This is a genomic window from Microbacterium sp. Leaf203, from assembly GCF_001421275.1.
Classification (GTDB): domain Bacteria; phylum Actinomycetota; class Actinomycetes; order Actinomycetales; family Microbacteriaceae; genus Microbacterium; species Microbacterium testaceum_A.
This window is the reverse complement of the sequence record NZ_LMKF01000022.1, coordinates 167,726-192,024: the sequence shown is the minus strand read 5'-3', so window position 1 is coordinate 192,024 and position 24,299 is coordinate 167,726. Positions and strand designations below refer to the sequence as shown.

Below are 24,299 nucleotides of genomic sequence, written 5' to 3'. Positions count from 1 at the left end.
TCGAGGGCGGGCGAAACCGCTGCGACCATCACTCGAGACGACGGGAGTCACCATGACCGAGCCGGATGCCGGATACGAGACGATCCGCGTCGAGCAGCGGGGGCGCGTGGGGTGGATCTTCCTCGACCGGCCCGAGGCGCTGAACGCCCTCAACACGCAGTCGATGCGCGACGTGGTCGCCGCCGCCGAAGCCTTCGACGCCGATGACGGTGTCGGGGCGATCGTGGTGACCGGCAGCGAGAAGGCCTTCGCCGCGGGCGCCGACATCAAGGAGATGGAGCAGAAGTCGGGTCTCGACATGATGCTCACCGACCACTTCGGCGCGTGGTCACGGTTCGCCGCCGTGCGCACTCCGGTGATCGCCGCGGTGTCGGGGTATGCCCTCGGCGGCGGATGCGAGCTCGCCCTCATGTGCGACGTAATCCTGGCCTCGGATCGGGCGAGGTTCGGCCAGCCCGAGGTGCAGTTGGGCGTGATCCCGGGCATGGGCGGCACGCAACGACTCGTGCGCGCCCTGGGGTACTACAAGGCCGCCGAGCTCGTGCTGACCGGCCGCATGATCGACGCCGCCGAGGCCGAACGGGCGGGTCTCGTCTCGCGCATCGTGCCGTCCGCCGACCTGCTCGATGAGGCCGAGAAGGTTGCGCAGACGATCGCCGAGAAGCCGCTGCCCGCGCTGTACGCGGCGAAGGCGGCGCTCGACGTCGCCCTGGAGTCGACCCTCGCCGAGGGCGTGCGGTTCGAGCGCCAGGCCTTCGCGGCCCTGTTCGACACCGCCGATCAGAAAGAGGGGATGGCGGCGTTCCGCGAGAAGCGCGCGCCGTCGTTCACGCACCGATGAGCGGGCGCGGGTGGCGGGAGCGAGTCACGGGTGAGAACGCCCGCGGCGGTGCGCTGTCGTCCGCCCGCCCGCGCGCATCGCGGAGCGCGGCGCCAGGGATCGCGCCGGCTCAGAGCGGATCGGGCACGGGAGCCGGGTCGGCGAAGTCGCCCGCACCCTTGCGGAAGCGCGCGATGATCCGCACGAGCGCCGTCGCGTCGTCGTCGTCGAGGCCGAGGTCGGCGAACACGATGTTGAGCGCGTCCGTGGCCTCATCGACTCGCTTCCGCCCCTCGTCGGTCAGCGCGAGCAGCGCCGCGCGGCCGTCGGTCGGATGCGGCTCGCGCGTCACGTACCCGTCGCGAGCGAGCCGCTCGACCGTGTTCGTGACGCTCGTCGGATGCACCTGCAGGCGCGCGATGGCGCTGGCCATCGGCATCCGCCCCTCTCGCGTGAAGGCGAGCAGCCGCAGCATCTCGAAGCGCGAGAACGACAGGTCGAAGGGCTTGAGCGCGCGGTCGATCGCCGCCATCAACAGCTGGTGCGCGCGGATCACCGAGGTCACCACGGTCATGCCGTCGGCGGCGTCGTGCCAGCCGTGCGCGAGCCACTGGCGCTTCGCCTCGGCGATCGGGTCGACAGGCAGTCGTCGCGTCATCGGTCCTCCTCGCGATTCACGGTACCGCTCGCGCGGCTCGGGTACGCGGCATCCGGTCGCTTCGACGGGCTCGGGGACCTGGCGTTCGCGGCTGGAGCCACCGACCACCACGCGCCCTGAACTCTCCCGTTGCCGCGGGGTCGCGGCATCCGCCCCCTCACCGAAGGAGCCCCGTCGATGAAGATCGTGGTCCTGATCAAAGAAGTGCCCGACACCTGGGGTGAGCGCCGGCTCGACCTCGAGACCGGGCTGACCGACCGCGCGGGCGCTGCCGCCGTGCTTGACGAGATCGACGAGCGGGCCGTCGAGGCCGCCCTGGCCTACGCCGACGGACACACGGGCACCGAGGTCGTGGTGGTCACCATGGCGCCGGCCACCGCGACCGCGACCGTACGCAAGGCCCTCGCGATGGGGGCGACCTCGGCCGTGCACGTGGTCGACGACACTCTGCGCGGGGCGGACCTCATGCTCACCGCCGAGGTGCTCGCCGCGGCCATCCGGCGCACCGGCTTCGATCTGGTCATCGCGGGGAACCTGTCGACCGACGGCGGAGGGGGCGTGCTGCCGGCGATGGTCGCCGAGCTGCTGGGCGTTCCGCAGCTCACGGCCCTGTCGAGCCTCGACGTGTCCGACGACGCCGTCTCGGGCGACCGTGTCAGTGACGCGGGGACCATGCGGGTGTCCGCCGAGCTTCCGGCCGTCGTGTCGATCACCGAGGCGATGCCCGAGGGGCGGTTCACGACGTTCAAGGGAATCATGGCGGCCAAGAAGAAGCCGTACGAGACCCTGGATGCCGCCGAACTCGGCGTCGAGGTCGAGGATCCCGCGGTCGCGCGGTACATCATGCTCTCCGTCGCCGAGAGGCCGCCGCGCGCGTCCGGCACGAAGATCGTGGACGAGGGAGATGCGGGCGAGAGACTCGCGGCCTTCCTCGTGGCCGAGGGGGTGGCGTGATGGCCACCGCTCTCGTGCTGCTCGAGGTGCTGCCCGGCGGGGCGCTGGCCGCCTCCGCTCCGGGCCTGCTCGCCGCCGCCGCGACCGTCGGAGACCCCGTCGCTCTGGTCGCCTCGACCGCCGATTCCCTCGAGAAGGCGTCGTCCGAGGCGGCCGCGCTCGGCGCGACGCGCGTGCTCACCGCCGTCACCGACGCCGACGCCCTGACCGGTCCGGTCGTCGACGCGCTCGCCGCGGCGGTGGCGAGAGAGAATCCCGATCTGGTGCTCGCCTCGCACGCCGTCGAGTCGCGCGACGCGCTCGCGCGCCTGGTCGCGCGCCTGCGCATGCCCCTCGCCACCGACGTCGTCGGCGTCGGCCGCGATGACCTCGGTGTCGTCGCCCATCACGCGGCCTTCGGTGGGGCCTTCACCGTGGACGGGGCTCCCACCTTCGGCCCCCTCGTCGCCACGCTCCGCCCCGGCTCCGTCGAGGCACGTCTCGACGCGCGACCGCTCGTGGTCGAGAGCCTCGAGGTCGCGGCATCCGGAACTCCCCACGCCCGCATCGAAGGGTTCGCCGAGACCGCCGTCGCCTCGTCGCGTCCCGAACTGCGCGGGGCCGCGGCGGTCGTCGCCGGCGGTCGAGGCGTGGGTTCGCGCGAGGACTTCGCGCTCGTCGAGCAGCTCGCCGATGTTCTCGGTGCTGCGGTCGGCGCCTCGCGGGCCGCGGTCGACGCGGGCTACGTGCCCGCCGCCGCCCAGGTCGGGCAGACCGGGGTCACGGTGTCGCCGCGGCTGTACGTCGCGCTCGGCATCTCGGGGGCCATCCAGCACCGCGCGGGCATGCAGACAGCGCGCACGATCGTCGCGATCGACAAGAACCCGGAAGCCCCCATCTTCGAGATCGCCGACTTCGGTATCGTCGGAGATCTGTTCACCGTCGTCCCGCAGCTCATCAGCGCGCTCGACGCCCAGAAGAAGTCCTCCCGAGAGTAGATGGCGTCCACACCCCGCACCCCGCGACGCGGGCTGCCGCGCACCCCCGGCGGGGAGCCCTGGCCGCCCGCGGCCTCGGACGCGCCCGCAGTCGGCGACGGGGCGGAGGGCACGGATGCGGTCGCGAGCGCGACGGATGCGGGTCCGCGCGACGGATCCGCCCCCGAGGCGCCCGTGGGTGCACATCCGGTGCAGCCGTCCGAAGCCCCTGCCTCTGCGTCGGCCGCTCCTGCCTCGCCCGAGGTCGAGGCGTCGCCCGCTCCCGGGTCGCCGGCGGCCGGGGCGCCAACCGCGCCTGCGCCGGCCGCGGCGGATTCTCCGGCGGGGAGTGTGCGGCGCGGGCTGCCGCGCGAGCCCGGCGGGGAGCCGTGGCCCCCGGCATCCACCGTTCCGCCCATCGCGGAGCGTCCCGGTGCCGCATCAGCATCGGGGAATCGCGCCGGGACAGGATCGACCGACCCCGCGCGCCCGATCCCGGTGCGTGGATCGGATTCGAGAGCGGATGCCGGCACCCCGGCGCCCGTGAGGGCGAGCGGATCCGGCCCCGAGGCCCGGAATGCCCACGCGTCCGCTCCTGGATCGGATTCCGCGACCCCGGTGGGCGAGGAGTCGACCGGCGTGCGTCGGGGACTCCCGCGCGAGCCCGGCGGAGCGCCCTGGCCGCCGGCATCCGCCATTCCGCCCTCTGCCGCGCAGCCCGCCGCTGCCGAAGAGGAGAATCGCGCCGGAATCGGAGACGTCGAGCCCGCTCGTGCGATGTCGGTGAGCGCACCCGAGTCCGGAGCGGATGCCGAGACGCCGGCGCCCGCGACGGTGAGCGGAACCGACTCCGGCGCGGAAGCGGGGACGGCGGCGCGTTCCGGCGAGACGGTGGCGGCGTCCACCGCTTCGATCGACGACCACGAGGTGAGCCCCGCCGCGTCGGCGAACGACGCCGTGGCATCCCCGCGCCCGCCCCTCACCGTTCCGCGAACGGTCTGGCCGGGAGCCGCGGCCCGCAACCGCGTGACGCCGCCCGCCCTCGCGCAGAAGCGTCCGACCGCCCCGCCGCGTGCCGGGGCGAAGACACGGCTCGCCGACTTCTCACCCGTGCAGCTGCTCGGCTCGACCGCGGTGCTCGGTGTCTTCGCGCTGGCTCTCGTCGGCATCGCCGTGCTGATCGCGCGCTTCGTTCTCGCGATCGGGCCCGGGCGGGAGTTCCTCGCGGCGTTCCCCGGCGAGTACCACCTGCCCGCGTCGGCGCCCGTGAGTCTTCCGGCCTGGCTGAACTGGTCGCACTTCCTCAACAGCTTCTTCCTGCTGCTGATCATCCGCACCGGGTGGCAGGTGCGGCGCGAGAAGCGACCGGCGGCGTTCTGGTCGCCGCGGAACAACAAGAAGCGGCGGATCAGCCTGGCGCTATGGTTCCACCAGGCGCTCGACATCCTATGGATCGCCAACGGCGTGGTCTTCGTCGTGCTGCTGTTCGTGACGGGGCAGTGGATGCGGATCGTGCCGACGTCGTGGGAGGTCTTCCCCCACGCGCTGTCGGCCGCCCTGCAGTACGCCTCTCTCGACTGGCCGACCGAGAACGGGTGGGTGAACTACAACAGCCTGCAGCAGTTGTCGTACTTCGCGATCACCTTCGTCGCCGCGCCCCTCGCGATCATCAGCGGCGTGCGCCTGTCGGGGGTGTGGCCCAAGGACGCCGAGCGGCTCAACAAGCTGTACCCAGCCGAGTGGGCCCGCAAGGTGCACTTCCCCACGATGCTTTTCTTCGTCGCGTTCATCGTCGTGCACGTCGCGCTCGTGCTGGCCACCGGGGCGCTGCGCAACCTCAACCACATGTACGCCGCGCGCGGATCGGAAGACCCCGCCGCCTACACGAGCGACCCGACCGGATTGCTGATCTTCGCCGCCTCGCTCGTCGTGATGGCCGCGGCCTGGGTGGCGGCGCGGCCGGCGGTGCTCGTGCCGATCGCGCGCCTGTTCGGCGAGGTCAAGCAGCGCTGAGGCCGTCGCGGGTCGAGACCGCCCCGCCGGCGCGTCAGACGCGTCCGCGCGCCCGCAACCCCGCGGCGATGAGGTCCACCCCCGAGGCGAAATCGTCGTCGGCGAGTCCGCCCGCCGCGCCCGCGCGAGCCCCCGCGCTGTCGTACTGCAGGCGCTGCTGCTCGTGCCACACGAAGCCGAGCACGTAGTGCAGCACCGTGGTCGCGACGCGGCGGGCGGTCTCGTCGTCGAATCCCTCAGCGGTCACGGTCGCCGCGAGTCGATCGTGCGGCAGCGACGACCCCAGTCCCATGGCCAACGTGCTCGAGACCACTTCTGCGCCGTCGCGGTAGGCCAAGAGGGCCTCGCGCAGGGCGCGGGCCTCTGCCGCGAGGTCGACGGAGGGGCCGGATGCCATGCGCCCGACGATCCGGTCGGACAGTTCCGCGAGCAGGGACTGCTTGTTCGGAAAGTGCCAGTAGAGGGCGCTCGCCTGCACGTCGAGGGCGGTCGCGAGACGTCTCATCGTGAGGTCGGGCAGGCCGTGGTCGTCGAGGATCTGCAGAGCGGTGCGCGCGACGTCGTCAGCCGTATGCCCTCGGGGTGCCATGCGGATGAGTATAGTGAACGCCGTTCAGTGAACATCGTTCAGGAAGGCCCCCTCATGACTCGCACCCTCGACGCCACCGACCTCGCCCGCGTCGCCGTCTTCGCCGCGCTCATCGCCGTGCTGGGGCTCCCGGGCAGCTTCCCGGTGTTCGGCGGCGTGCCGATCACGGCTCAGACGCTGGGCGTGATGCTCGCGGGGGCCGTGCTCGGGCCGTGGCTCGGCGCGCTCTCGGTCACCGTGCTGCTCGCGCTCGTCGCGGTCGGGCTCCCGCTGCTCGCCGGCGGTCGTGGCGGCATCGCGGTGTTCCTCGGGCCGAGCGCGGGGTACGCACTCGGGTGGATCCTGGGCGCGGCGGTCATCGGCATGCTGGTGCACGCGGGCGGTCGGCGGCCCGTGCTGTGGCGGACGGCTCTCGCGATGGTCGCGGGCGGCGTTGTGGCGATCTACGCGGTCGGAATCCCGGTGCAGAGCCTCGTGACGCGGCTTCCCCTCGGCGAGACCGCCCTGACGAGCCTCGTATTCCTGCCCGGCGACCTGCTGAAGGCTGCGGTGGCGACCGCGATCGTCGTCGCGCTGGTCCGGGCCTATCCGCGGGGCTTCCGCCGCACGTGGAGGCTCGGCGCGCACGCACCGGAGGCCGTCTCCGCGTGATCACCGTCGTCGACGGTGACGCACCCGGGCTTCTCGATCGCATCGCCGAGGTCCGTGCGGCCGGGCGGGCCGTGCTGGTCGCCGATCCCCGATGGAGTGCCGCGCAGCGCCACGACGTCGAGGCGCTGATCCGAGAGGACGAGGTGCCCGCCGACGCGGCCTGGGCGACGCTCACCTCGGGAAGCCGCGGCGCCCCGCGCGTGGTGCTGCGCACGGCCGCATCGTGGAGCTCGTCGTTCGCGACCGTTGCGGCGCTTCTCGACGCGGGGTCGGACGATTCGATCGCGCTGCCCGCTCCGCCGGCGGCATCCCTGACGCTCTTCTCCCTCGCGCACGCGCTCGCCGGCGGTCCCCGCCCCGTTCTGGGGGCCGACGTCGACGCGACGTGCGTTCACGCGACCCCTCAGGGCCTGCGCGCGCTCCTGGATGCCGGTGGGGCTCCGCGACGCGCGCTGGTAGGCGGGTCGCACCTCGACCCGGCTCTGCGCGCGCGAGCCGCGGTCGCGGGTGTGGAGGTCGTGTCGTACTACGGTGCCGCGGAGCTGTCCTTCGTCGCGATCGACTCGGGCGAGGGGCTCCGGGCCTTTCCCGGCGTCGAGCTCGATGTGCGAGGCGGCGAGGTGTGGGTGCGTTCGCCTTTCGTGGCCCTCGGGTATCTGGGCGCGGGCGGCCCTCTCGAGCGCGCGGGCGGGTGGGCCACCGTGGGCGACCGCGCCGAGGTGAGGGACGGCGGCCTGCACCTGCGCGGGAGGCGAGACGGGGCGATCCTCAGCGCGTCGGCGACGGTCGTCCCCGACGAGGTCGAGGCGACGCTGCGCGGCATCCCCGGAGTACGGGATGCCGTCGTGTTCGGAATGCCGCGCCCCGGCGTCGGTGCGCTCATCGCCGCGTTCGTCGAGGTGGAGGGGGCCGGCCCCGACGATCTGCGGCGGGAGGCGGCCGCCCGGCTCGTCCCCGCCCACCGGCCGCGGCGGTGGTTCTTCGGCACGATCCCCCGCACGCTCTCGGGCAAGCCCGCGCGCGCCGACGTGGAGCGGATCGCGGCCGGGACGGGACGGGATCGTGGGTGACCCGGTGATCGTCGCTGCACGCCGCACGCCTCTCGCCCTGCGGGGACGTGGGCTCCGCCACCAAGACGTCACCGCACTGAGTGCCGCAGTGGTGTCGGCGGTCGCGGGCGATGCTCGGGACTTTCCGATCGCCGACGTGGTGATGGGCAATTGCGCCGGGCCAGGCGGGAACGTCGGGCGTCTCGCCGCTCTGGCGGCCGGGTTGGGTCCGCACGTGCCCGGCGGCACCGTCGACCGGCAGTGCGGTAGCGGGCTGGCGGCGATCGTGGATGCCGCGAACGCGGTGCGGGTGGACGGGATCGCGCGCCTCGCGGGTGGGGTGGAGAGCGCGTCGACCGCGCCGTTGCGCGCGCTCGCAGGCGTGCCGTACACGCGTGCTCCCTTCGCTCCGGCGGGCTTCGCCGACCCCGACATGGTGCGGGCCGCCGACGACCTGGCGCGGCACGACGGGCTCACTCGCGAGCGTCAGGACGTCTTCGCGGGCCGCAGCCACGCGCGCGCCGCGAACGCCGACAGGGAGGGGAGGTTCCGGGCCGAGATCGTCCCGGTGGGCGGACTGACCCGCGATGAGGGGGCCGGGGTGTCCCCTCGGGTGTTGCGAAGACTCGTCCCTCTCGTGGACGGAGGCACGGTGACGGCCGGATCCTCGACCCGGATCGGAGATGGGGCGGCGGCTGTGATGGTCGCCCCGGCGGGTGCCGGCCCCGGCCTCGCCCTTCGCGCTGCCGTGATGACGGGGAGCGATCCGGCTCTGCCGGGTCTCGGGGCGGCTCCCGCCATCGCCGCCGTGCTCACACGGACGGGCCACGCCGCGGGGGACCTCGCCGCGATCGAGCTCGTCGAGGCGTTCGCCGCGCAGAGCATCGCCGTGCTGTCGCGCGTCGGGCTCCGTGACGACGACCCGCGCGTCTGCGCTGACGGCGGAGCGCTTGCTCTCGGGCACCCGTGGGGCGCGAGCGGGGCCGTCGCGGTGGTGCGACTGTTCGCCCGGCTGGTGCGTGCGGGGGCCGCGGACGGGACGATCGGACTGGCCGCGGCGTCGGTCGGCGGGGGGCTCGGTGTCGCGGCGGTCTTCGAGGTCGTGCGATGACCCTTCGTTGCTCGAACCTGACCGTCAGCCTCGACGGCCGGGCCGTCCTGAACGATGTCACCCTCGATCTCGATGCGCGCACCATCGCCGTGGTGGGCGACAACGGCTCGGGAAAGTCGACCTTCGCCCGGGTCGTCGCGGGTCTCGTGCCGCGTGCCCGGGGCTCGCTCGAGGTGCTCGGCCAGGATCCGACTCGGGATGCCGCGGCCCACCGTCGTCGTGTGGCCCTCGTGCTGAGCAATCCCGACGCCCAGATCGTCATGCCGGTCGTCGCCGACGACGTCGCCTTCTCGCTCCGCCCCGAACGACTCGCGCGGGGCGAGCGAGCGGCGCGCGTGAGCGCCGCTCTGGAACGGTTCGGTCTGGCCGAGCTCGCCGACCGTCCGGCATTCGACCTGTCGGGCGGGCAGAAGCAGCTCCTCGCTCTCTGCGGTGCCTTCGTGCGAAACCCCGCACTGGTCGTCGCCGACGAGCCCACCGCCTTCCTCGACGACCGGAACGCCCGCCGGATCGCCGACCATCTGCTCGGTGACGGTTCGCACCGCGCCCTCGTGGTCACGCACGATCTCGTCCTCGCTCGACGGTGCGACGCGGCCGTGCTGTTCGCCGACGGTCGCGTGGTCGCCGCGGGCGCGGCATCCGGGGTCGTCGACCGGTACGAGGAGTCGCTGGCATGCTGAGCGGCTCCCGACCCGCGACGGGAATCGTGCATCGCCTGCCCGCGGGTCCGAAGATGCTCGCGGTGGCCGCGATCGCTCTCGCCATCGCGATGCTGCCGACCACCCTGTGGGCCGCGGGGGTCGCGGTGGCGGTCGCGCTGGCGTGCGTCGTGGCCTCGGGCGTCGGGGCGCGGGAGTTCTGGCGGCAGGCGTGGGCCCTGCGCTGGGTCGTCGTCGTCACGGCCGCGGGGCAGCTGATCTTCCTCGGCGTCGAACCCGCCGTCGCGAACACGGCGCGTGTGGCGGCGGCTCTCCTCGTTGCGGCATTGCTGCCGCTGACAACGCGGGCGGAGGCGATGCTCGACGCCCTCGAGCGTGGACTCGCTCCGCTGGGGAGGATCGGAGTGGATGCCGAGCGCACGGCGCTGCTGCTCGCGGTGACGATGACGACGATCCCCGTGCTGGCGCGACTGGCCGCAGAGGTGCGCGAGGCGCAGCGGGCGCGGGGTGTGCGACCGTCGCTCCGTGTCGCGGTCCTGCCGTTCCTCGTGCTCGCACTGCGGCATGCCGATCAGCTCGGTGAAGCCCTCGCGGCCCGCGGGGTACGCTGACGGCCCGCTCCGTCTCGCCGGGGCCGCAGGCGCCGCTCGACCGGTCGGTGCGGTGCACCCGAACCGGGGTGATCTCGCTGACGCGACCGCCCCGCGACCGCTGCCCGGCCCGCGCTCAGCCCGCGGCGGCCCGCCCCGCGGCGAAGCCCTCGGCGTACGCCTCGTCGGCGCCCTGGCGGAACATGTCGCGCGCGGGATCGCGCACGATCGAGCGGGCGCCGGGCAGGTCGAGGTCGCCCACGAGGTCGGCGCGTCCGCGCACGATCGCGACCGGTCGGCGCGCGGCCTTGCCTTTGACGAGGTCGGTGGCGGCGGCGATCTCGTCGGCGACGCAGGGCAGGGTCACCACGAGGGGGCGGCCCTCGGCATCCGTCGTCCCGCGGAGGTCTTCGAACACGTGGATGCCGCCGGCTCCGATCGCGTGATCGGTCTGGCCTTCGCGCCACGCGCGCCCGAGGGTGTCGGTGACGATCACGCCCACGTGCGCTCCGGTCGCGGCCCGTAGCCCCGTCGCGAGGGCGCGGGCCGAGGCGTCGGGGTCGACCGGCAGCAGCAGCACGGTGCCCTCGGGGGTGTTGCTCGCGTCGACCCCGGCGGCGGCCGAGACGATGCCGAGCGGGTTTTCGACGATCCGCGTGACGTGCCCGGTGGGGGAGGTGCGGGATGCCACGAGACGCACGGTCTCGCGCGTGATGGCGTCTTCGCGGTCGTCGGCGCGGATGACGCGTCCCTCGGCCTTCGAGACGACCTTGCTGGTGACCACGACGATGTCGCCGTCGCGCAGGGCGCCGTCGTCGTCCGCGCGCGCAGAGACGGCATCCACGATCACCTGGACGAGGTCATCGCCCGGAGTGATCTCGCGGATGCCGTCGAGGGCCCAGATCTGCAGCACGTCAGCGGACGAAGCGCACCTCGGTGAGCTCCTCACCGAGGAAGGGCTCGGTGTGCGAGTCACCATCGAGGGCGAAACCGTTGCGCTGGTAGAACCGGTGGGCGCGCGGGTTGTCGTCGGCGACCCACAGGTACGCGCCCTCGCCGCCGTCGATCGCGGCATCGAACAGCTGCTGGCCGATGCCGGTGCCGTGGTACGCATCGAGCAGGTAGATGAAGTACAGCTCGCGCTCGCGGGGAGCGTCGTCGTCGCGGGCCGGACCCGAGCCGACGAAGCCGACGATCTCGCCGTCGACGAGGGCCGCGTGCATGCGGTAGTCCTCGCCCTGGGCGGCCCAGTGGGTCCAGAGCTCGGCCATGCGGCGCGGCGAGACGGCCTCGAGGGCGGCCTTGCTGATCAGGTGGTCGTAGGTCTCGTGCCAGCAGGTGGCGTGCACGCGACCGAGGGCCTCGGCATCCACATCTCTTACCGGACGGACGACGATGTCGGTTCGGGCTTCCGCAGTCATGGCGCGACTCTACGCGGGGCGTCGGCGCGGGTGAAATCGGGGCGGATCGGCCATCGGATGCGCTATGCGCCGCCGCGCCGGAGTTGTCGATGACGCACAACGACATCGCCGTTCCGTGGTCGAATCGCTACGCTCGCCCCTCGTGAACGTCCTCTGGCGCACCCTGCTGGTGCTCGCTCGTGCCCGCCGTCGCCTTCGTCGTGAAGGCCCCCTCGACCCCAACACCGTCGCGCGGATGTCCATCCGGGTGCTGCCCACCGACATCGACCTGCTGCGGCACATGAACAATGGCCGCTACCTGTCGCTCTTCGACCTCGGGCGTTGGGACCTGCTGACCCGCACGGGACTCCTCGCGGCGATGACGAAGCAGGGCTGGTACGCGGTGGTCGCCGCCGAGACGATCACGTTCCGCCGCTCCCTCGAGCTGGGGCAGCGCTTCGAGCTCGAGACGCGACTGATCGGCCACGACGATCGGGCGGTGTACCTCGAGCACCGCGCGCTGGTGAAGGGCGAGATCTACGCCCGCGCGATGATCCGCGCGCGCATCCTCCGTCGCACGGGCGGCACGGTCCCGCACGACGAGCTGTTCGCCGCGGTCGGGCGTCCCGAGGGCCTGCCCGACATCGAGCCGTGGGTGCACGACTGGGCGGCGGGCTCGGCCCTCCCGTCGACGAAGCGCCCGGCGCCCAGCGTCTGGGAGTGACGCGGACTCGCCATCACATGCCGAAGCGGGCGTCGAGCCAGGCCACCTGCTTCATCCAGTGGCGGTGCCCGCCGCCCTCGTGGCCGTTGTAGGGATACTCCTCGATGGCCGCATCGTCCGACGCGAGGGCGTGGAACGCGGCGAAGACGCCCGACGGCAGCACGACGTCGTCCATGAACGCCACCGAGAAGAACGCGGGCTGGGTGATGCGTCGGGCGAGGATCGCGCCGTCGACGTACGACAGGGTGCGGAGCACGCTCGCCGTGTTGTCGCGATGCACCGCGAGATAGCGCGTGATCTCGGTGAACGGCGCCGAGGGCGTGCGCGTGATGGCGTTGGGGAAGTCGCACAGGAAGGGCACGTCGGGCAGGACCGCCGCGACCGCGTCGCCCGCGAGGGCCGCCGCGGCGATCGAGAGCCCGCCGCCCTGGCTGCCGCCGGTGACGGCGACCCGCGAGGGATCGACCCCGGGGAGCTCGCGCACCACGTCCACCAGGCGCACGGCGTCGGTGAACAGGCGGCGGTAGTAGTAGTCGTGCGGATCCCGGATGCCGCGCGTCATGACGCCGGGGAAAGCGGCCGCCGAGCCGTGGGGGTCGGGGGTGTCGCCGACGCTCCACGTCGACCCCTGGCCGCGGGTGTCCATGATGACGTGCACGTAGCCGGCGGTCGCCCAGTTCAGACGCTCTCCCGGCAGGCCGCGGCCGCCGCCGTAACCGATGTACTCGATGACGGCGGGCAGGAGCGCGTCGCCATGCGGGCGCACGACCCAGCCGCGGATCTCGTCGCCGTCGAAGCCGGTGAAGGTGAGGTCCGAGACGCTCAGGGCGCGCACGGGGGCGTCGATCGGGGTCAGGGTGGCGGGCCGAGCCGCAGCGCGCGCCTCGGCGATCGTGGTCTCCCAGAACGCCTCGAGATCGGCCGGTGCCTCGAGGGCGGGGCGATAGGCCCGCAGAAGCTCGATCGGCATGTCGGTGAAGGTGACGGCCATGGTTCCTCCTGGTGTCCGGGGCGAACCGACAGTAGCAACGGGTGGCGTCACCGGGGGCGGCGGCCCCCGCTCAGCGCGCGTGGATTCCGCGTCGTCGGCAACAAATGTGAGGCTTCACATTCTCGCCGCTTCTGCGGTCCAACGTTGCACGTCATTCTTGACAGCATTCCCAGCCGCCTCCAATATTGCGAATAGTGAGCGCTCACATTGAGATGCTCACGTCGCGCCGGCCCCCGCCGGACACCCATCGTCGAGGAGGACGAGCATGGTGCTGTCACGACCTGTTTCCGAGGACCGGAGTCGGAGGGGCATCGTGCGACGCGCGGGCTCGCTTGTCGCGGCTGCCGCCGTCGTCCTGAGCGGCCTGGTCCCCGCCGTCGCCGCCTCGGCGGCGCCGCTGCCCACGCCGCTGGCGTCGTACGACTTCGCCGCGACGACCGGAACCACGGTCCCCGACTCCTCGGGGCACGGACGCGACGCGGTCATCCGCGGCACCGGCTCGAGCGTCGACGGAGACGCCCTCTCGCTGCCGGGCGGAGCCTCGGGCTCCTCGGCCGCCTACGTCGAACTGCCCACGGGACTCTTCGACGGCAAGAGCACCGTCACCGTCTCGGCCTGGCTGCAGGACCGCACCGGAGCGGGCAACCAGGCGGCGATGTTCTTCGGCACCACCGAGAACCTCCCCCAGCAGTACTGGTTGCTGAACCCCGCCAACCCGGCCGGCCAGGTCAAGTCGGTGCTGACGGACGGACCACGGATCGCTCAGCCCTGGACCCTCGAGCGGGGGATCGCGCCGACGGACGGAGCCCGCGGCATCCCGGGTCCCTCCGCCACCTCCGAGTGGGCGCTGTACACCACCGTGATCACCCCCACCTCGATCACCGCCTACCTCGGCGGCACCAAGATCGGCACGGTCGCCACCTCGCGCTCGGTCGCCGAGTTCGGCTCGGGCCTGGTCGCCTACATCGGGCGCTCCTCGTACCCCGACCGCGTGTGGAAGGGCGGCGTCCGCGACGTCGCCGTCTTCGACAGCGCGCTCAGCGACGACGACGTCAAGGCGCTCGTCGCACAGGGCACCCCCACGAACCAGCAGGACGTGGACACCGCCGCGCAGGCCCTCTCGATCCGGGATGCCGATGACGTGCGCGGCAACGTGACGCTGCCCGCGACCGGGACCAACGGGACGACGGTGTCCTGGTCGTCGTCGAACGCGCAGGTCGTGACCGCCACGGGCGAGGTCACCCGGCCCGCCACGGGATCCGCCGCCGTGACCGTGAAACTGACCGCCACGATCGCGAAGGGCTCCAGCCAGACCACTCGCGAGATCGAGCTCATCGTGCAGCCGAAGCCGGCGGCCCAGAAGCTCGAGGGCTACTTCTTCCCCTTCTTCACGGGGGAGAGCACCACCACCGACGAGGAGATCTCGTTCGCCACGAGCCGCGGGGACGACCCGAAGAACTGGCTCACCCTCAACGACGGCACGCCCGTCCTGACCTCGGACCAGGGGGAGAAGGGCATCCGCGACCCGTTCGTCATGCGCTCGCCCGACGGGGACCGCTTCTACATGCTCTCCACCGACCTGAACATGTTCGACCTCTACAACGGCGACTTCGGCCGCGCGCAAGAGGTCGGCAGCCGCAAGCTCAACGTCTGGCAGTCCGACGACCTCACGACGTGGAGCCCCCTGCGCCAGATCACCGTCTCGAGCGAGTTCGCGGGCAACACCTGGGCGCCGGAGGCCACGTGGGACGCCGACCGCGGGGAGTACGTCGTCTACTGGGCCTCGAACCTCTACCCGAGCGCGTCCACCACGGGTCGCAAGGCGGCCGACACCTACAACCGCATGATGATGGTCACCACTCGCGACTTCGTCACCTTCAGCGAGCCGCAGCCCTGGGTCGACGTCAAGCGCGGCGCGGGCAAGGGCACTATCGACGCCACCGTCGTGCGCGACGGCGACACCTACTACCGCTTCATCAAGGACGAGGCGTCGATGACCGTGCGCCAGGAGCGCTCGACCTCGCTCACCGCCACGGTCACCGGATCGCTTCCGACCACGACGTCGAGCCCCGGCTGGCAGCTCGTGAAGGAGCAGATCGGCGTCGGACAGCCCAACCCCTGGGGCGGCACGTTCACCAATGGCGAGGGTCCCACGGTGTTCGCCGACAACGCCGAGCCCGGTCACTGGTACATGCTGATCGACCAGCCGAGCTACCACGGCGGTCAGGGCTACATGATGTTCGAGACCCGCGACATCGCGTCAGGCAACTGGACCTCTGTTCTGGATGCCACCCTCCCGGCGCGCCCGCGCCACGGAACCGTCCTGCCGATCAGCGCCGCCGAGCAGCAGCGACTGCTCGCGGCGTATCCGACCGATGAGACCTCGGACTTCTCGATCACGGCTGACCCGAGCGCGAAGGGCGCCGAGATCGACGACGCGATGTACGGCGTCTTCTTCGAGGACATCAACAACGCGGCCGACGGCGGCCTGTACGCCGAGCTCGTCCGCAACCGTTCGTTCGAATTCCTGCCCGTCGATAACCGGGGCTTCACGGGGATGACCGCGTGGACACCGGTGGCCCTCGGCGGCGGCGCGGGCTCGGCGCAGCCGGTCAACGACGACAAGCGCATGAACGAGCGCAACCGCACGTACCTGCAGCTCGACCTCCGCAACGGGGCCGGGACCTACGGCGTCGAGAACGCCGGCTTCGACACGGGTGTGGCCCTTACGAAAGACGAGACCTACGACGTGTCGTTCTGGGCGCGGACCACGGCGACCGGCGGAACCCCCGTCTCGCTCGTGCTGCGTTCGGCCGACGGCACCGCGCTGTCGAACCCGTTCACGGCGACCGTGGGCGGCGACGGCTGGGTGAAGTACCGCGGCTCCGTGACGGCGACGGCCACGACCGACGCCGCCCGCGTACTCGTCCAGGCCGCCGGCACCGGGACCCTGCGCCTCGACGAGGTCTCGGTCTTCCCGCGCGACACGTTCATGGGGCGGACCAACGGTCTGCGCAAGGACGTCGCTCAGAAGATCGCCGACCTGCACCCGAAGTTCGTCCGCTTCCCGGGCGGGTGCATCGTCAACGTCAACAGCCACGCCGACTACTCGGCCGGCTCCAACTACGAGCGTGCGCGCTCGTACCAGTGGAAGGACAGCGTCGGCCCGGTCGAGACCCGTGCCACCAACGCCAACTTCTGGGGGTACAACCAGTCCCTCGGCCTCGGGTACTACGAGTACTTCCAGTTCGCCGAGGACATCGGCGCCAAACCCGTCCCCGACGTCCCCGCGCTCCTGAACGGGTGCGGGCAGGCGCTGCAGGCGACCGATCCGGCGCAGCTGCAGCGACACATCCAGGACACGCTCGACCTCATCGAGTTCGCCAAGGGCGACGTGACCACGACCTGGGGGAAGCTTCGTGCCGACATGGGGCACCCCGCTCCCTTCGCCCTCGATCGCATCGAGATCGGCAACGAAGAGAACTACCCCGAGGCCTTCATGGCGAACTTCGTGACCTTCCGGGATGCCATCGCCGCCACGTACCCGGACATGATCCTGATCAGCAACTCGGGCCCGGACGACACCGGGGCGGTGTTCGATCAGCACTGGGCGCAGAACCGGGCCCAGAAGGTCGACATGGTCGACGAGCACTACTACAACGACCCGTCGTGGTTCCTCTCGAACAATCACCGCTACGACTCCTACGACCGTCAGGGTCCGAAGGTCTGGATCGGTGAGTACGCCTCGCTCGACAACCGCTTCGCCAACGCGCTGTCGGAGGCGGCGTACATGACCGGCCTGGAGCGCAACGCCGACGTCGTCAAGATGGCCTCGTACGCGCCACTGCTCGCCGACACCAGCAGCACGCAGTGGCGGCCCGACCTGATCTGGTTCGATCGCGACCAGGTGTGGGGCTCGGCGAACTACGAGGTGCAGAAGCTCTTCATGAGCAACGTCGGCGACCGGGTCGTTCCGACCACGGCGGGCGGGGATCTGGCATCCACCGATCTCGCCGGCGCCGTCGGCCTGTCGACGTGGAGCACTTCGGCCCGGTACGACGACGTGAAGGTGACGACGCCCGACGGGAAGACGCTCTTCTCCGACGACTTCGCCGACAAGAACGACGACGGGTGGTCGAAGCTCGCGGGCGCCGGATCGTGGTCGGCCGCCGACGGCAGCTACGTGCAGTCCTCGACGACGGCGAACAACACGCTCGTCGCCGGTCCCGCACTGACCGCCACCGACTACGACGTCTCGCTCAAGGCCACGAAGCTCGCCGGTGCCGAGGGCTTCCTCGTCGGCTTCGGCGTGAAGGGGTCGGCCGACTACCTGTGGTGGAACCTCGGCGGGTGGGGCAACACCCGCAGCGTCGTCGAGAAGGCCGTGGGTGGGGCGAAGTCGATCGTGGCGGACACGGGCACCCCCCGCGTCGAGACCGGTCGGACCTACGACCTGCGCATCCAGGTGCGCGGCGCCCGGGTGACCCTCTTCGCCGACGGCGTGCAGCAGGGGCAGTTCACCAACACGGCGGTCGAACCGTTCGCGCAGGTCATGACGACGGACGACACGAACGGAGACGTGATCCTCAAGGTCGTCAACGCCCAGGCCAAGGCCGCGGTGACCAAGGTGGATCTCGGTGGGCTCACCGTGCTCCCGACCGCGGACGTGACGACCCTGCAGGCGGCCCCGACGGCGCTGAACACGGCGACCTCGACGCCCGTGGCTCCGAAGACCTCGCAGATGCCGGTCTCGAGCACCTTCACGCACTCGTTCGAGCCGTACTCGGTGACGTTCGTGCGGATGCACACCCGTCCGGCCGACAAGACGGCGCCGACGGTGGCTGTGAAAACGGATCCGGTCTCGCCCGATGGCGCCGAGGGGTGGTACGTGTCGCAGCCGTCGATCACGGCCACGGCGACCGACGACATCGACCAGGCACCGCGCCTCGAGGTCAGCGCCGACGGGGGGAACACCTGGGCGACGTACACCGGCGCGGTGACCCCGGCGGAGGGGACGTCGAACGTGACCTTCAAGGCCACCGACGCCGCGGGGAACGTCTCGCCCTTCGTCACGGCGACGGTGAAGGTCGACCGCACGGCCCCGACGACGACCACGACGGTGGATGCCGCAGCCCGCACGGTCACGCTCGCCGCGAGCGACAGCGGGTCGGGAGTGGCGCGCCTGGAGTACCGCGTCGGCGACGCGGCGACCTGGACGACCGCGTCCGGAGCGCAGGCGGTCGTGAGCGTCGGTGCGGGGGCGACCACCGTGTCGTACCGAGCGGTCGACGTGGCCGGCAACATCAGCGGGACGGGATCGACCGCGGTCGGCGCGAACGCCGGAGACCCGACCCTGTCGGTCTCGGGCGACCTCGTCGCCGGGGGCGTCGTGACGGTGTCGGGAACGGGCTGGCCCGCGAACGCCGACGGGGAGCTCGAACTGCGCTCCACTCCGGTGCAGCTGGGCGCGGTCCGCACCGATGCCGGTGGGGCGTTCCTCGTGAACGTCACCCTCCCCGCGGACACCCCTGCGGGCGCGCACCGGGTGATCGCGCGTATCGGCGGGGTCGAGGCAGCGGTGGGAATCGAGGTCCGGGCCGCCGCGGGTGGCACCACCCCCGTCGTTCCCGCGGCTCCGAGCGGATCGGCCGGTTCGGCCCCGTCGCCGCTGGCGGTGACCGGTGGGGTGGTCTCGGGTGCGGCCCTCGCCCTCGGACTGCTCGCGGTGCTGATCGGGGCGGCTCTGAAGCGCCGCCGCCGGGCGATCGGCTGAGGCCGGGCCGCCCGCAAGAAGGAACGAACGACGCCCCGGTCGCCGAGAGGTGGCCGGGGCGTCGGCGTTCCTCCGACGAGAAGAACGTTGCCCGGCCGCCGCAAGGCGACCGGGCAACCTCGGTCTGGAACAAGCAAGAACGTTGCCCTGCCGCCGTGAGGCGACCGGGCAACCCTGCTCGGAAACAAAAAGAACGTTGCCCGGCCGCCGTGAGGCGACCGGGCAACGGGGTACACCCGGAGGGGGATCAGCTCGTGAGCAGGCGCAGGCCGTAGGTCTGCAGGATCTCGTTCACGGGCTGGAAGTACGTCGTTCCGCCGGTCGAGCAGTTGCCCGAGCCTCCGGAGGTGACGCCCTGGGCCTGGTTGCCCGCGAGGAGCGAGCCGCCCGAGTCGCCCGGCTCCGCGCAGACGTTCGTGCGGATCAGGCCTGAGACCGACCCCTCGGCGTAGCGCACCGTGGAGTTGAAGCCCTGGATCTGGCCGCAGTGCCAGCCGGTCGTGGAGCCCGAGCGGCAGACGGTCGCGCCGACCGCGGCTGCGGTCGAGCCCTTCACGGCGACGCTGCCGCCGGCGTAATTGGTCACCGATCCGACCGGGGTGTGGGTCGGCGTGCTCACCCAGGCGTAGTCGTTGCCGGGGAACGACGAGCCCTGGAAGGTGCCGTAGGTGGTGCTGTCGCCCGCGACGCCGCAGTGGCCGGCGGTGACGAACCCGCCCTGGACCGCGAAGCCCACGGAGCAGCGGCTCTGGTTGTTGATGTTGTAGGCGACACCGCCCTGGATCGTCGCGAACGTTTCAGGGGCCTCGGCCCCGGTCTCGAGTCGCACGGCACCGGCGGGGGCGTCGAGGGTGGCGACGAAGTCGGTCGCGGCCTGGTCGCCGCCGGCCACCACGTCGACGACGAGGTCGTTCTGTTCGACGTCGATCCACCACGACGGGATGACATCGGGCACGGTGCTCGATTCGATCTTCGCGGCGATCGCTTCGAGATCGTCGAGCGAATGCTCGGCGGCGACGGGCACGGCGCCCGCGTCGGCTGCGGCTTCGCGGGCCGCGTCGGTGGTGGCGGCGGCGTACACGGTGCGGGTCGACTCGTCGAGCCAGGTGCCCGCGAACGCCTCGCCCGCGACGGCGGCGACGTCGTCGGCGGTGTCGGCCGCGTCGGCCTGGAAACGCAGGACGTCCTGCGCGCCGGCGACGTCGGTGCCGAGGTCGGCGGCCATCGCCTCGAGCAGCTGCGCGTCGACTCCGTCGACGGCCGCGTCGGGCGACGACGTGGGGGTCTGCGCCAGCGCGGGGGCAGTGGCGGCGGTGGTCAGGAACAGGCCGAGGGCGGCTGCGCCCACGACGGTTTTCGATATGCGGTTCACGTTGGAGTGACCTTCCATCCAGGGGGATAAATGGCGGGGTACCCACCGCCATACAAACACGAGCCAGACGAAAAGCGAAGGATTTCCTGTGAATATCTGATCGGAGTCCAACAAGATCGCTGGCAGTCGCGGGCGGCCGATCCTCGGGTTGCGCGGCGGGCCGCCGAGGTGCCACGCGCGCGGTGTTTAGGCTGACGGGCATGAGCACGAACGACTCCGGCACCCCCGTTTCCGCGCTCTCCTCGGACCTCCCCGGCCGTGCCGCTCGTATCGCCGGGACTCTCTCGCGCCGGACGCCACCGACCGCCTCGCCCCGTCGTGGCGCGCTGCCCACGGACCCCGCCGCGGCGGACTTCCTGGCCGCCGCGATCGACGGGATCTCGCGCCCGGAGTCCCTCACCTCGGCGGCCTCCGCCCTGCACCGCCTCGTCGACGATCTGCCGACGTCGCTCAACTGGTTCGTCCGCGGCGCTCTGCAGGTGGGCGGCGCCGTCGCCCCCGTCCTGCCCAGTCCCGCCGTGCCGATCGCGCGTCGGGCTCTGCGCGATCTCGTCTCGGTCCTCGTCCTCGACGCGCGGCCCGAGCGTCTCAGGCCGTCGCTCGAGGCTCTCGAATCCCCGGTCGAGGTGCGCCTGGTCGGCCCCGCGGTGGTCGGCGATGCCGGGGCGCGACGCCGGCTCGACGGCATCCGATCGCTGCTCGTTCGAGAGGACGTGGAGCGGATTTCGCTCGCGATCTCCGACGTCGTGGTCGCGCCGTCGCCGTGGGCCTTCGACGCCGAGGTCGAGCACGCGGCCGAGCGCCTGCTGCCGGTGTTCCTCGACGCGGTCGCCGCGCGCACGCACGTGACCCTCGTCGCCGAGGGGCGCGATGACGTCGATCTCACCGTCGCCGTGCTCACCCGCGTGCTCGAGGAGCCCCGTCTGACCGGGCTGCGGGCCGGCATCCAGGTGCCGATCGCCGTCGCCGAGACGGCCGCCGCGGTCCGCGAACTGTCGGCGTGGGCGCGCGTTCGCACCTCCGCGGGCGGTGCCCGCCTGACGGTGCGGCTGAGCGACGCCGTCATCGAGACCCCGGATGCCGTTTCGGCGGCGCGCCACGGGTGGCCCGCCCCCTCGGTCACGGCGCGCGACGACGTGGACGCCGCGCTCGTGCGCGGCCTGCGCGAGGCGCTGAGCGCGCGCGGGCAGGAGGGGTTCGCGGTCGAGGTCGCCACCGCCGACCCCGAGCGCGCCGCCCTCGCGCTCGCCCTCGCGGCGGAGGTCGGGACCGAGATCGTGCTGGCGCTGCCGCACACCACCGCCTGGCTGCCGGGGGACGGGTACGTGCAGACGGCCCCCGCCGCGCATCCCGATGACCTCGACACCGTCGTCGCCCGCCTCGCCGCCGGATACGCGCGAGCCGTGTCCGGAGCGCCCGACCTTCCCCTCGCTGTGCCCGATCCGCCCGCCGGCGCAGACGAAGTGGACGCCGACCCCCCGGGTGCCGTCGAGGCACCCGAAACCGCGTCGATCGCGGCCCGGGTGCGTCGCGCTCTCGCCGCCGCCGAGCTCCCCGGGCCCGCCGCGCGCGTCGCACGGCGCGGAGTCGAGGGCGATCCGGCGATCCTGCGGGAACGCGTGGGCGACGACGCCGCCGAGCCCGGGCTCACGCAGGCGGTGCTGGGCATCGCGCGAGAGGCCGCGGCATCCGCAGACACCTCCGCCCTGGGACCGGACGTGCAGCAGATGCTCTTCGGCGGCCAGTCGTTCGTCGACACGGCCGTGTTCTCGGCCCGCGAGAGCGCCGAGCTCGCCGGAGGAGCTCCCGGGTTCCGCAACGTCGCCGACACCGATCCGACCGTGCCCGCCGACCGTGCCTGGGCGGTCGCCGTCCTGGGCCGGGTGTCCGACTCGACCGCCGGTGACGCCACCGCCGCCGCCGGGCGCGTCGACGACGAGGCGGGACTCGACGCGGTGATCGACCGCGTGCGCACCTCCGCCGAGTCGTGGGGTGCGCTCGCCGCCGCGGACCGCGCCGCCGTCCTGCAGTCGGCCGCGCGCAGACTCGAGCAGCGCCGCGCCGAGGTGATCGAAGTGCTCGCCTCGGAGGGAGGGGCGCTGCTCTCCGAAGCCGACGCCGAAGTGAGCCAGGCGGTGGATGCCGCCGCCTACTACGCGGCGACGGCGAAAGAACTCGACCGCGTCCCCGGGGCCGTGTTCGTGCCCGATCGGGTGAGCGTGGTCGCCCCCCGATGGAACGCCCCCGTCGGCCTCTGCGCCGCCGAGACCTTGGCCGCTCTCGTCGCGGGGTCCGGAGTGGTGCTCACACCCTCGCCGCGCGCTCGTCGTGCCGGAGCCGTCGTGGCCGAGGCGCTGTGGGCCGCGGGAGTACCGCGCGACCTGCTCGCCTATGTCGACCTCAACGAAGACGCGTCCGGGCGGGCCCTGATCGCGCACCCCGGCGTCGACCGTGTGCTGCTCGCCGGCGCGCGCACCACCGCCGAACGCTTCGCCGCGTGGCGCCCCGCGCTGCCCGTGCAGGCGTTCACGGCCGGACGGAACGTCGCGATCGTCGCCCCCTCGGCCGACCTCGACGCCGCCGTGACCGACATCGTGAGCGGCGCCTTCGCGCGCGCCGGTCAGGCCGCCACGGCCGTGTCGCTCGTGATCCTCGTGGGCGCCGTCGGGCGGTCCACGCGCTTCACTGAGCAGCTGAAGGATGCCGTCTCGTCGCTGCGAGTGGGACCTTCCGACGACCCGCTGTCCGACATCGGCCCGCTCGTCGAAGAACCCGCGGGAGAGGTGCGGCGCGCCCTGACCGTCCTCGGCGACGGCGAGCGGTGGCTCGTGGAGCCGCGAGAGCTCGACCTCGGGCCCGAGACGGCCGGCCGGTTCTGGTCGCCCGGCGTCCGCACGGGCGTCACCGCCGGCTCCCACCTGACCCGGGCCGCGGTCGCGGCGCCGGTGCTCGGCATCCTGCACGCTCCCACCGTCACCCGCGCGATCGAGTTGCAGAACGCGATCGGATCGGGGTTCGTGGCGGGCCTCCACACGCGCGATGAGGCAGACCTCGACCTCTGGCTCGACAGCGTCGAGGCGGCCGTCCTGCGGGTGAACCGCCCCTCGACCGGAGCGGTGATCCAACGCGAGCCGCTCGGCGGCTGGGGTGAGGCGTCCGCCGGTGACGGCGCCATGTCGGGCGGGCCGAACCGCCTCGTGACCCTCGGCTCGTGGCGCCCCTCGACGGGCGGGGCGTCGTCGTCGACCCTGCACCTGCGCGGCCTCGACTCGCGGATCACGGCGCTCATCGAGGCGGCCCAGCCCACCCTGTCGTACGAGGCGTTCGACTGGCTCCGTCGCGGAGCGCTCGCCGACGCCGTCGCGTGGGACCGCGAGTTCGGTCGCGTGCGAGACGTCTCGCGCCTGGGCGTCGAGCGCAACCTCCGTCGCTACCGGCCGGTCGACGTGGCCGTGCGTGCGACCGCCGACGCCGCGTGGCAGGCGGTCCTGCGCGTCCTCGTCGCCGCCGTCCGGTCGGGGTCGGCCTTCAGCCTCAGCACGCCGGTGGGGCTGCCCGCGGCGGTCCGGCACCTGCTGGGCGAGAGCGGTGTCGCCGTGTCGGTCGAGAGCGATGCCGAGTGGCTGCAGCGCCTGGCGGGTGGCATCCCGGATGCCGCCGCCGACGACGCCGACACACTCGTCGCGGCCCCGCGACCGGGTCGCCTGCGCCTGGTGGGACCGGCCGACACCGTCGCCGCGCTGCGCGCGGCCGTCGCCGAGACGGTCGGCGGGGACGTCTCGCTCACCGTGTACGCGAACGAGGTCACCACCGCGGGTCGCCTCGAGCTGCTGCCGTTCCTGCGGGAGCAGGCGGTGTCGATCGGGGCGTTCCGCTTCGGTGCGGTCGACGCGTGGAGTGCCGCGGTCATCTGAGCGGTGTCCCGTCCTCGGCGCCGGCTGAGCCCCGCCCGGGCGCCGAGGACGCCCTCGTTCGCCGAGGACGCACGT

18 protein-coding genes are annotated in these 24,299 nt (G+C 72.6%); 12 read left to right on the top strand and 6 right to left on the bottom strand.

Annotated features, from left to right (window positions below; translation table 11 throughout):
• Positions 1-52 precede the first annotated feature (52 nt).
• Positions 53-841 carry an enoyl-CoA hydratase-related protein gene (locus ASE56_RS02115; protein ID WP_056224502.1) on the top strand — a complete coding sequence of 263 codons (789 nt, stop codon included), beginning with the start codon at positions 53-55 and terminating at the stop codon, positions 839-841.
• Between the two features lie 109 nt (positions 842-950).
• On the opposite strand, the gene ASE56_RS02110 is transcribed toward ASE56_RS02115, so the two are convergent.
• A complete protein-coding gene (locus ASE56_RS02110) occupies positions 951-1,478 on the bottom strand; it encodes a MarR family winged helix-turn-helix transcriptional regulator (protein WP_056224499.1) in 528 nt (175 codons plus the stop codon).
• Between the two features lie 177 nt (positions 1,479-1,655).
• Here ASE56_RS02110 and ASE56_RS02105 point away from each other — a divergent pair, with 177 nt between their 5' ends.
• The 3 genes from ASE56_RS02105 to ASE56_RS02095 all read left to right on the top strand — a co-directional run bounded on the left by ASE56_RS02105 (position 1,656) and on the right by ASE56_RS02095 (position 5,401).
• Complete coding sequence (locus ASE56_RS02105) at positions 1,656-2,432, top strand: electron transfer flavoprotein subunit beta/FixA family protein (protein WP_056224497.1); 777 nt, start codon at positions 1,656-1,658, stop codon at positions 2,430-2,432.
• A complete protein-coding gene (locus ASE56_RS02100) occupies positions 2,432-3,409 on the top strand; it encodes an electron transfer flavoprotein subunit alpha/FixB family protein (RefSeq protein ID WP_056224496.1) in 978 nt (325 codons plus the stop codon). The genes ASE56_RS02105 and ASE56_RS02100 overlap by 1 nt, the downstream gene beginning before the upstream one ends.
• 618 nt (positions 3,410-4,027) lie before the next feature.
• Positions 4,028-5,401, top strand: coding sequence for a cytochrome b/b6 domain-containing protein (locus ASE56_RS02095; RefSeq protein WP_235556907.1), 1,374 nt, complete (start codon positions 4,028-4,030; stop codon positions 5,399-5,401).
• 34 nt (positions 5,402-5,435) lie between these two features.
• Here the strand turns inward: ASE56_RS02095 and ASE56_RS02090 are convergent, their stop codons facing one another.
• Complete coding sequence (locus ASE56_RS02090) at positions 5,436-5,990, bottom strand: TetR/AcrR family transcriptional regulator (protein WP_056224492.1); 555 nt, start codon at positions 5,988-5,990, stop codon at positions 5,436-5,438.
• Between the two features lie 54 nt (positions 5,991-6,044).
• On the opposite strand from ASE56_RS02090, the gene ASE56_RS02085 reads away from it, so the two are divergent.
• Genes ASE56_RS02085 through ASE56_RS02065 form a run of 5 tightly spaced genes read left to right on the top strand, consistent with a single transcriptional unit; the run spans position 6,045 to position 10,071 of the window.
• On the top strand, positions 6,045-6,641 hold the full coding sequence (locus ASE56_RS02085) for a biotin transporter BioY (RefSeq protein WP_056224490.1): 597 nt from the start codon (positions 6,045-6,047) through the stop codon (positions 6,639-6,641).
• Positions 6,638-7,711, top strand: a complete 1,074-nt coding sequence (locus tag ASE56_RS02080; protein ID WP_056224488.1) for a class I adenylate-forming enzyme family protein — start codon at positions 6,638-6,640, stop codon at positions 7,709-7,711. The genes ASE56_RS02085 and ASE56_RS02080 overlap by 4 nt, the downstream gene beginning before the upstream one ends.
• Before the next feature lie 4 nt (positions 7,712-7,715).
• The gene (locus ASE56_RS02075) at positions 7,716-8,801 is read left to right on the top strand and encodes a thiolase family protein (protein ID WP_056228044.1); all 1,086 of its coding nucleotides are present in this window, start codon (positions 7,716-7,718) and stop codon (positions 8,799-8,801) included.
• Complete coding sequence (locus ASE56_RS02070) at positions 8,798-9,481, top strand: energy-coupling factor ABC transporter ATP-binding protein (RefSeq protein WP_056224485.1); 684 nt, start codon at positions 8,798-8,800, stop codon at positions 9,479-9,481. The genes ASE56_RS02075 and ASE56_RS02070 overlap by 4 nt, the downstream gene beginning before the upstream one ends.
• Positions 9,475-10,071, top strand: a complete 597-nt coding sequence (locus ASE56_RS02065; RefSeq protein WP_056224483.1) for an energy-coupling factor transporter transmembrane component T — start codon at positions 9,475-9,477, stop codon at positions 10,069-10,071. The genes ASE56_RS02070 and ASE56_RS02065 overlap by 7 nt, the downstream gene beginning before the upstream one ends.
• 115 nt (positions 10,072-10,186) lie before the next feature.
• On the opposite strand, the gene cofE is transcribed toward ASE56_RS02065, so the two are convergent.
• Both cofE and ASE56_RS02055 read right to left on the bottom strand, forming a co-directional pair.
• A complete protein-coding gene (gene cofE, locus ASE56_RS02060; RefSeq protein WP_056224481.1) occupies positions 10,187-10,963 on the bottom strand; it encodes a coenzyme F420-0:L-glutamate ligase in 777 nt (258 codons plus the stop codon).
• A 1-nt stretch (position 10,964) separates the two neighbouring features.
• Positions 10,965-11,471, bottom strand: coding sequence for a GNAT family N-acetyltransferase (locus ASE56_RS02055; protein ID WP_056224479.1), 507 nt, complete (start codon positions 11,469-11,471; stop codon positions 10,965-10,967).
• Positions 11,472-11,613: 142 nt separating this feature from the next.
• Here ASE56_RS02055 and ASE56_RS02050 point away from each other — a divergent pair, with 142 nt between their 5' ends.
• The gene (locus ASE56_RS02050; protein WP_056228042.1) at positions 11,614-12,174 is read left to right on the top strand and encodes an acyl-CoA thioesterase; all 561 of its coding nucleotides are present in this window, start codon (positions 11,614-11,616) and stop codon (positions 12,172-12,174) included.
• Positions 12,175-12,187: 13 nt separating this feature from the next.
• Here the strand turns inward: ASE56_RS02050 and ASE56_RS02045 are convergent, their stop codons facing one another.
• The gene (locus ASE56_RS02045) at positions 12,188-13,165 is read right to left on the bottom strand and encodes an acetylxylan esterase (RefSeq protein ID WP_056224477.1); all 978 of its coding nucleotides are present in this window, start codon (positions 13,163-13,165) and stop codon (positions 12,188-12,190) included.
• 265 nt (positions 13,166-13,430) lie between these two features.
• Between ASE56_RS02045 and ASE56_RS16460 the strand changes: the two genes are divergently transcribed.
• Complete coding sequence (locus ASE56_RS16460; RefSeq protein ID WP_082450279.1) at positions 13,431-18,938, top strand: alpha-L-arabinofuranosidase C-terminal domain-containing protein; 5,508 nt, start codon at positions 13,431-13,433, stop codon at positions 18,936-18,938.
• Between the two features lie 247 nt (positions 18,939-19,185).
• On the opposite strand, the gene ASE56_RS02035 is transcribed toward ASE56_RS16460, so the two are convergent.
• A complete protein-coding gene (locus tag ASE56_RS02035; RefSeq protein WP_235556906.1) occupies positions 19,186-20,286 on the bottom strand; it encodes a S1 family peptidase in 1,101 nt (366 codons plus the stop codon).
• A gap of 224 nt (positions 20,287-20,510) precedes the next feature.
• Here ASE56_RS02035 and ASE56_RS02030 point away from each other — a divergent pair, with 224 nt between their 5' ends.
• Positions 20,511-24,224, top strand: coding sequence for a proline dehydrogenase family protein (locus tag ASE56_RS02030; RefSeq protein ID WP_056224475.1), 3,714 nt, complete (start codon positions 20,511-20,513; stop codon positions 24,222-24,224).
• Positions 24,225-24,299 lie beyond the last annotated feature (75 nt).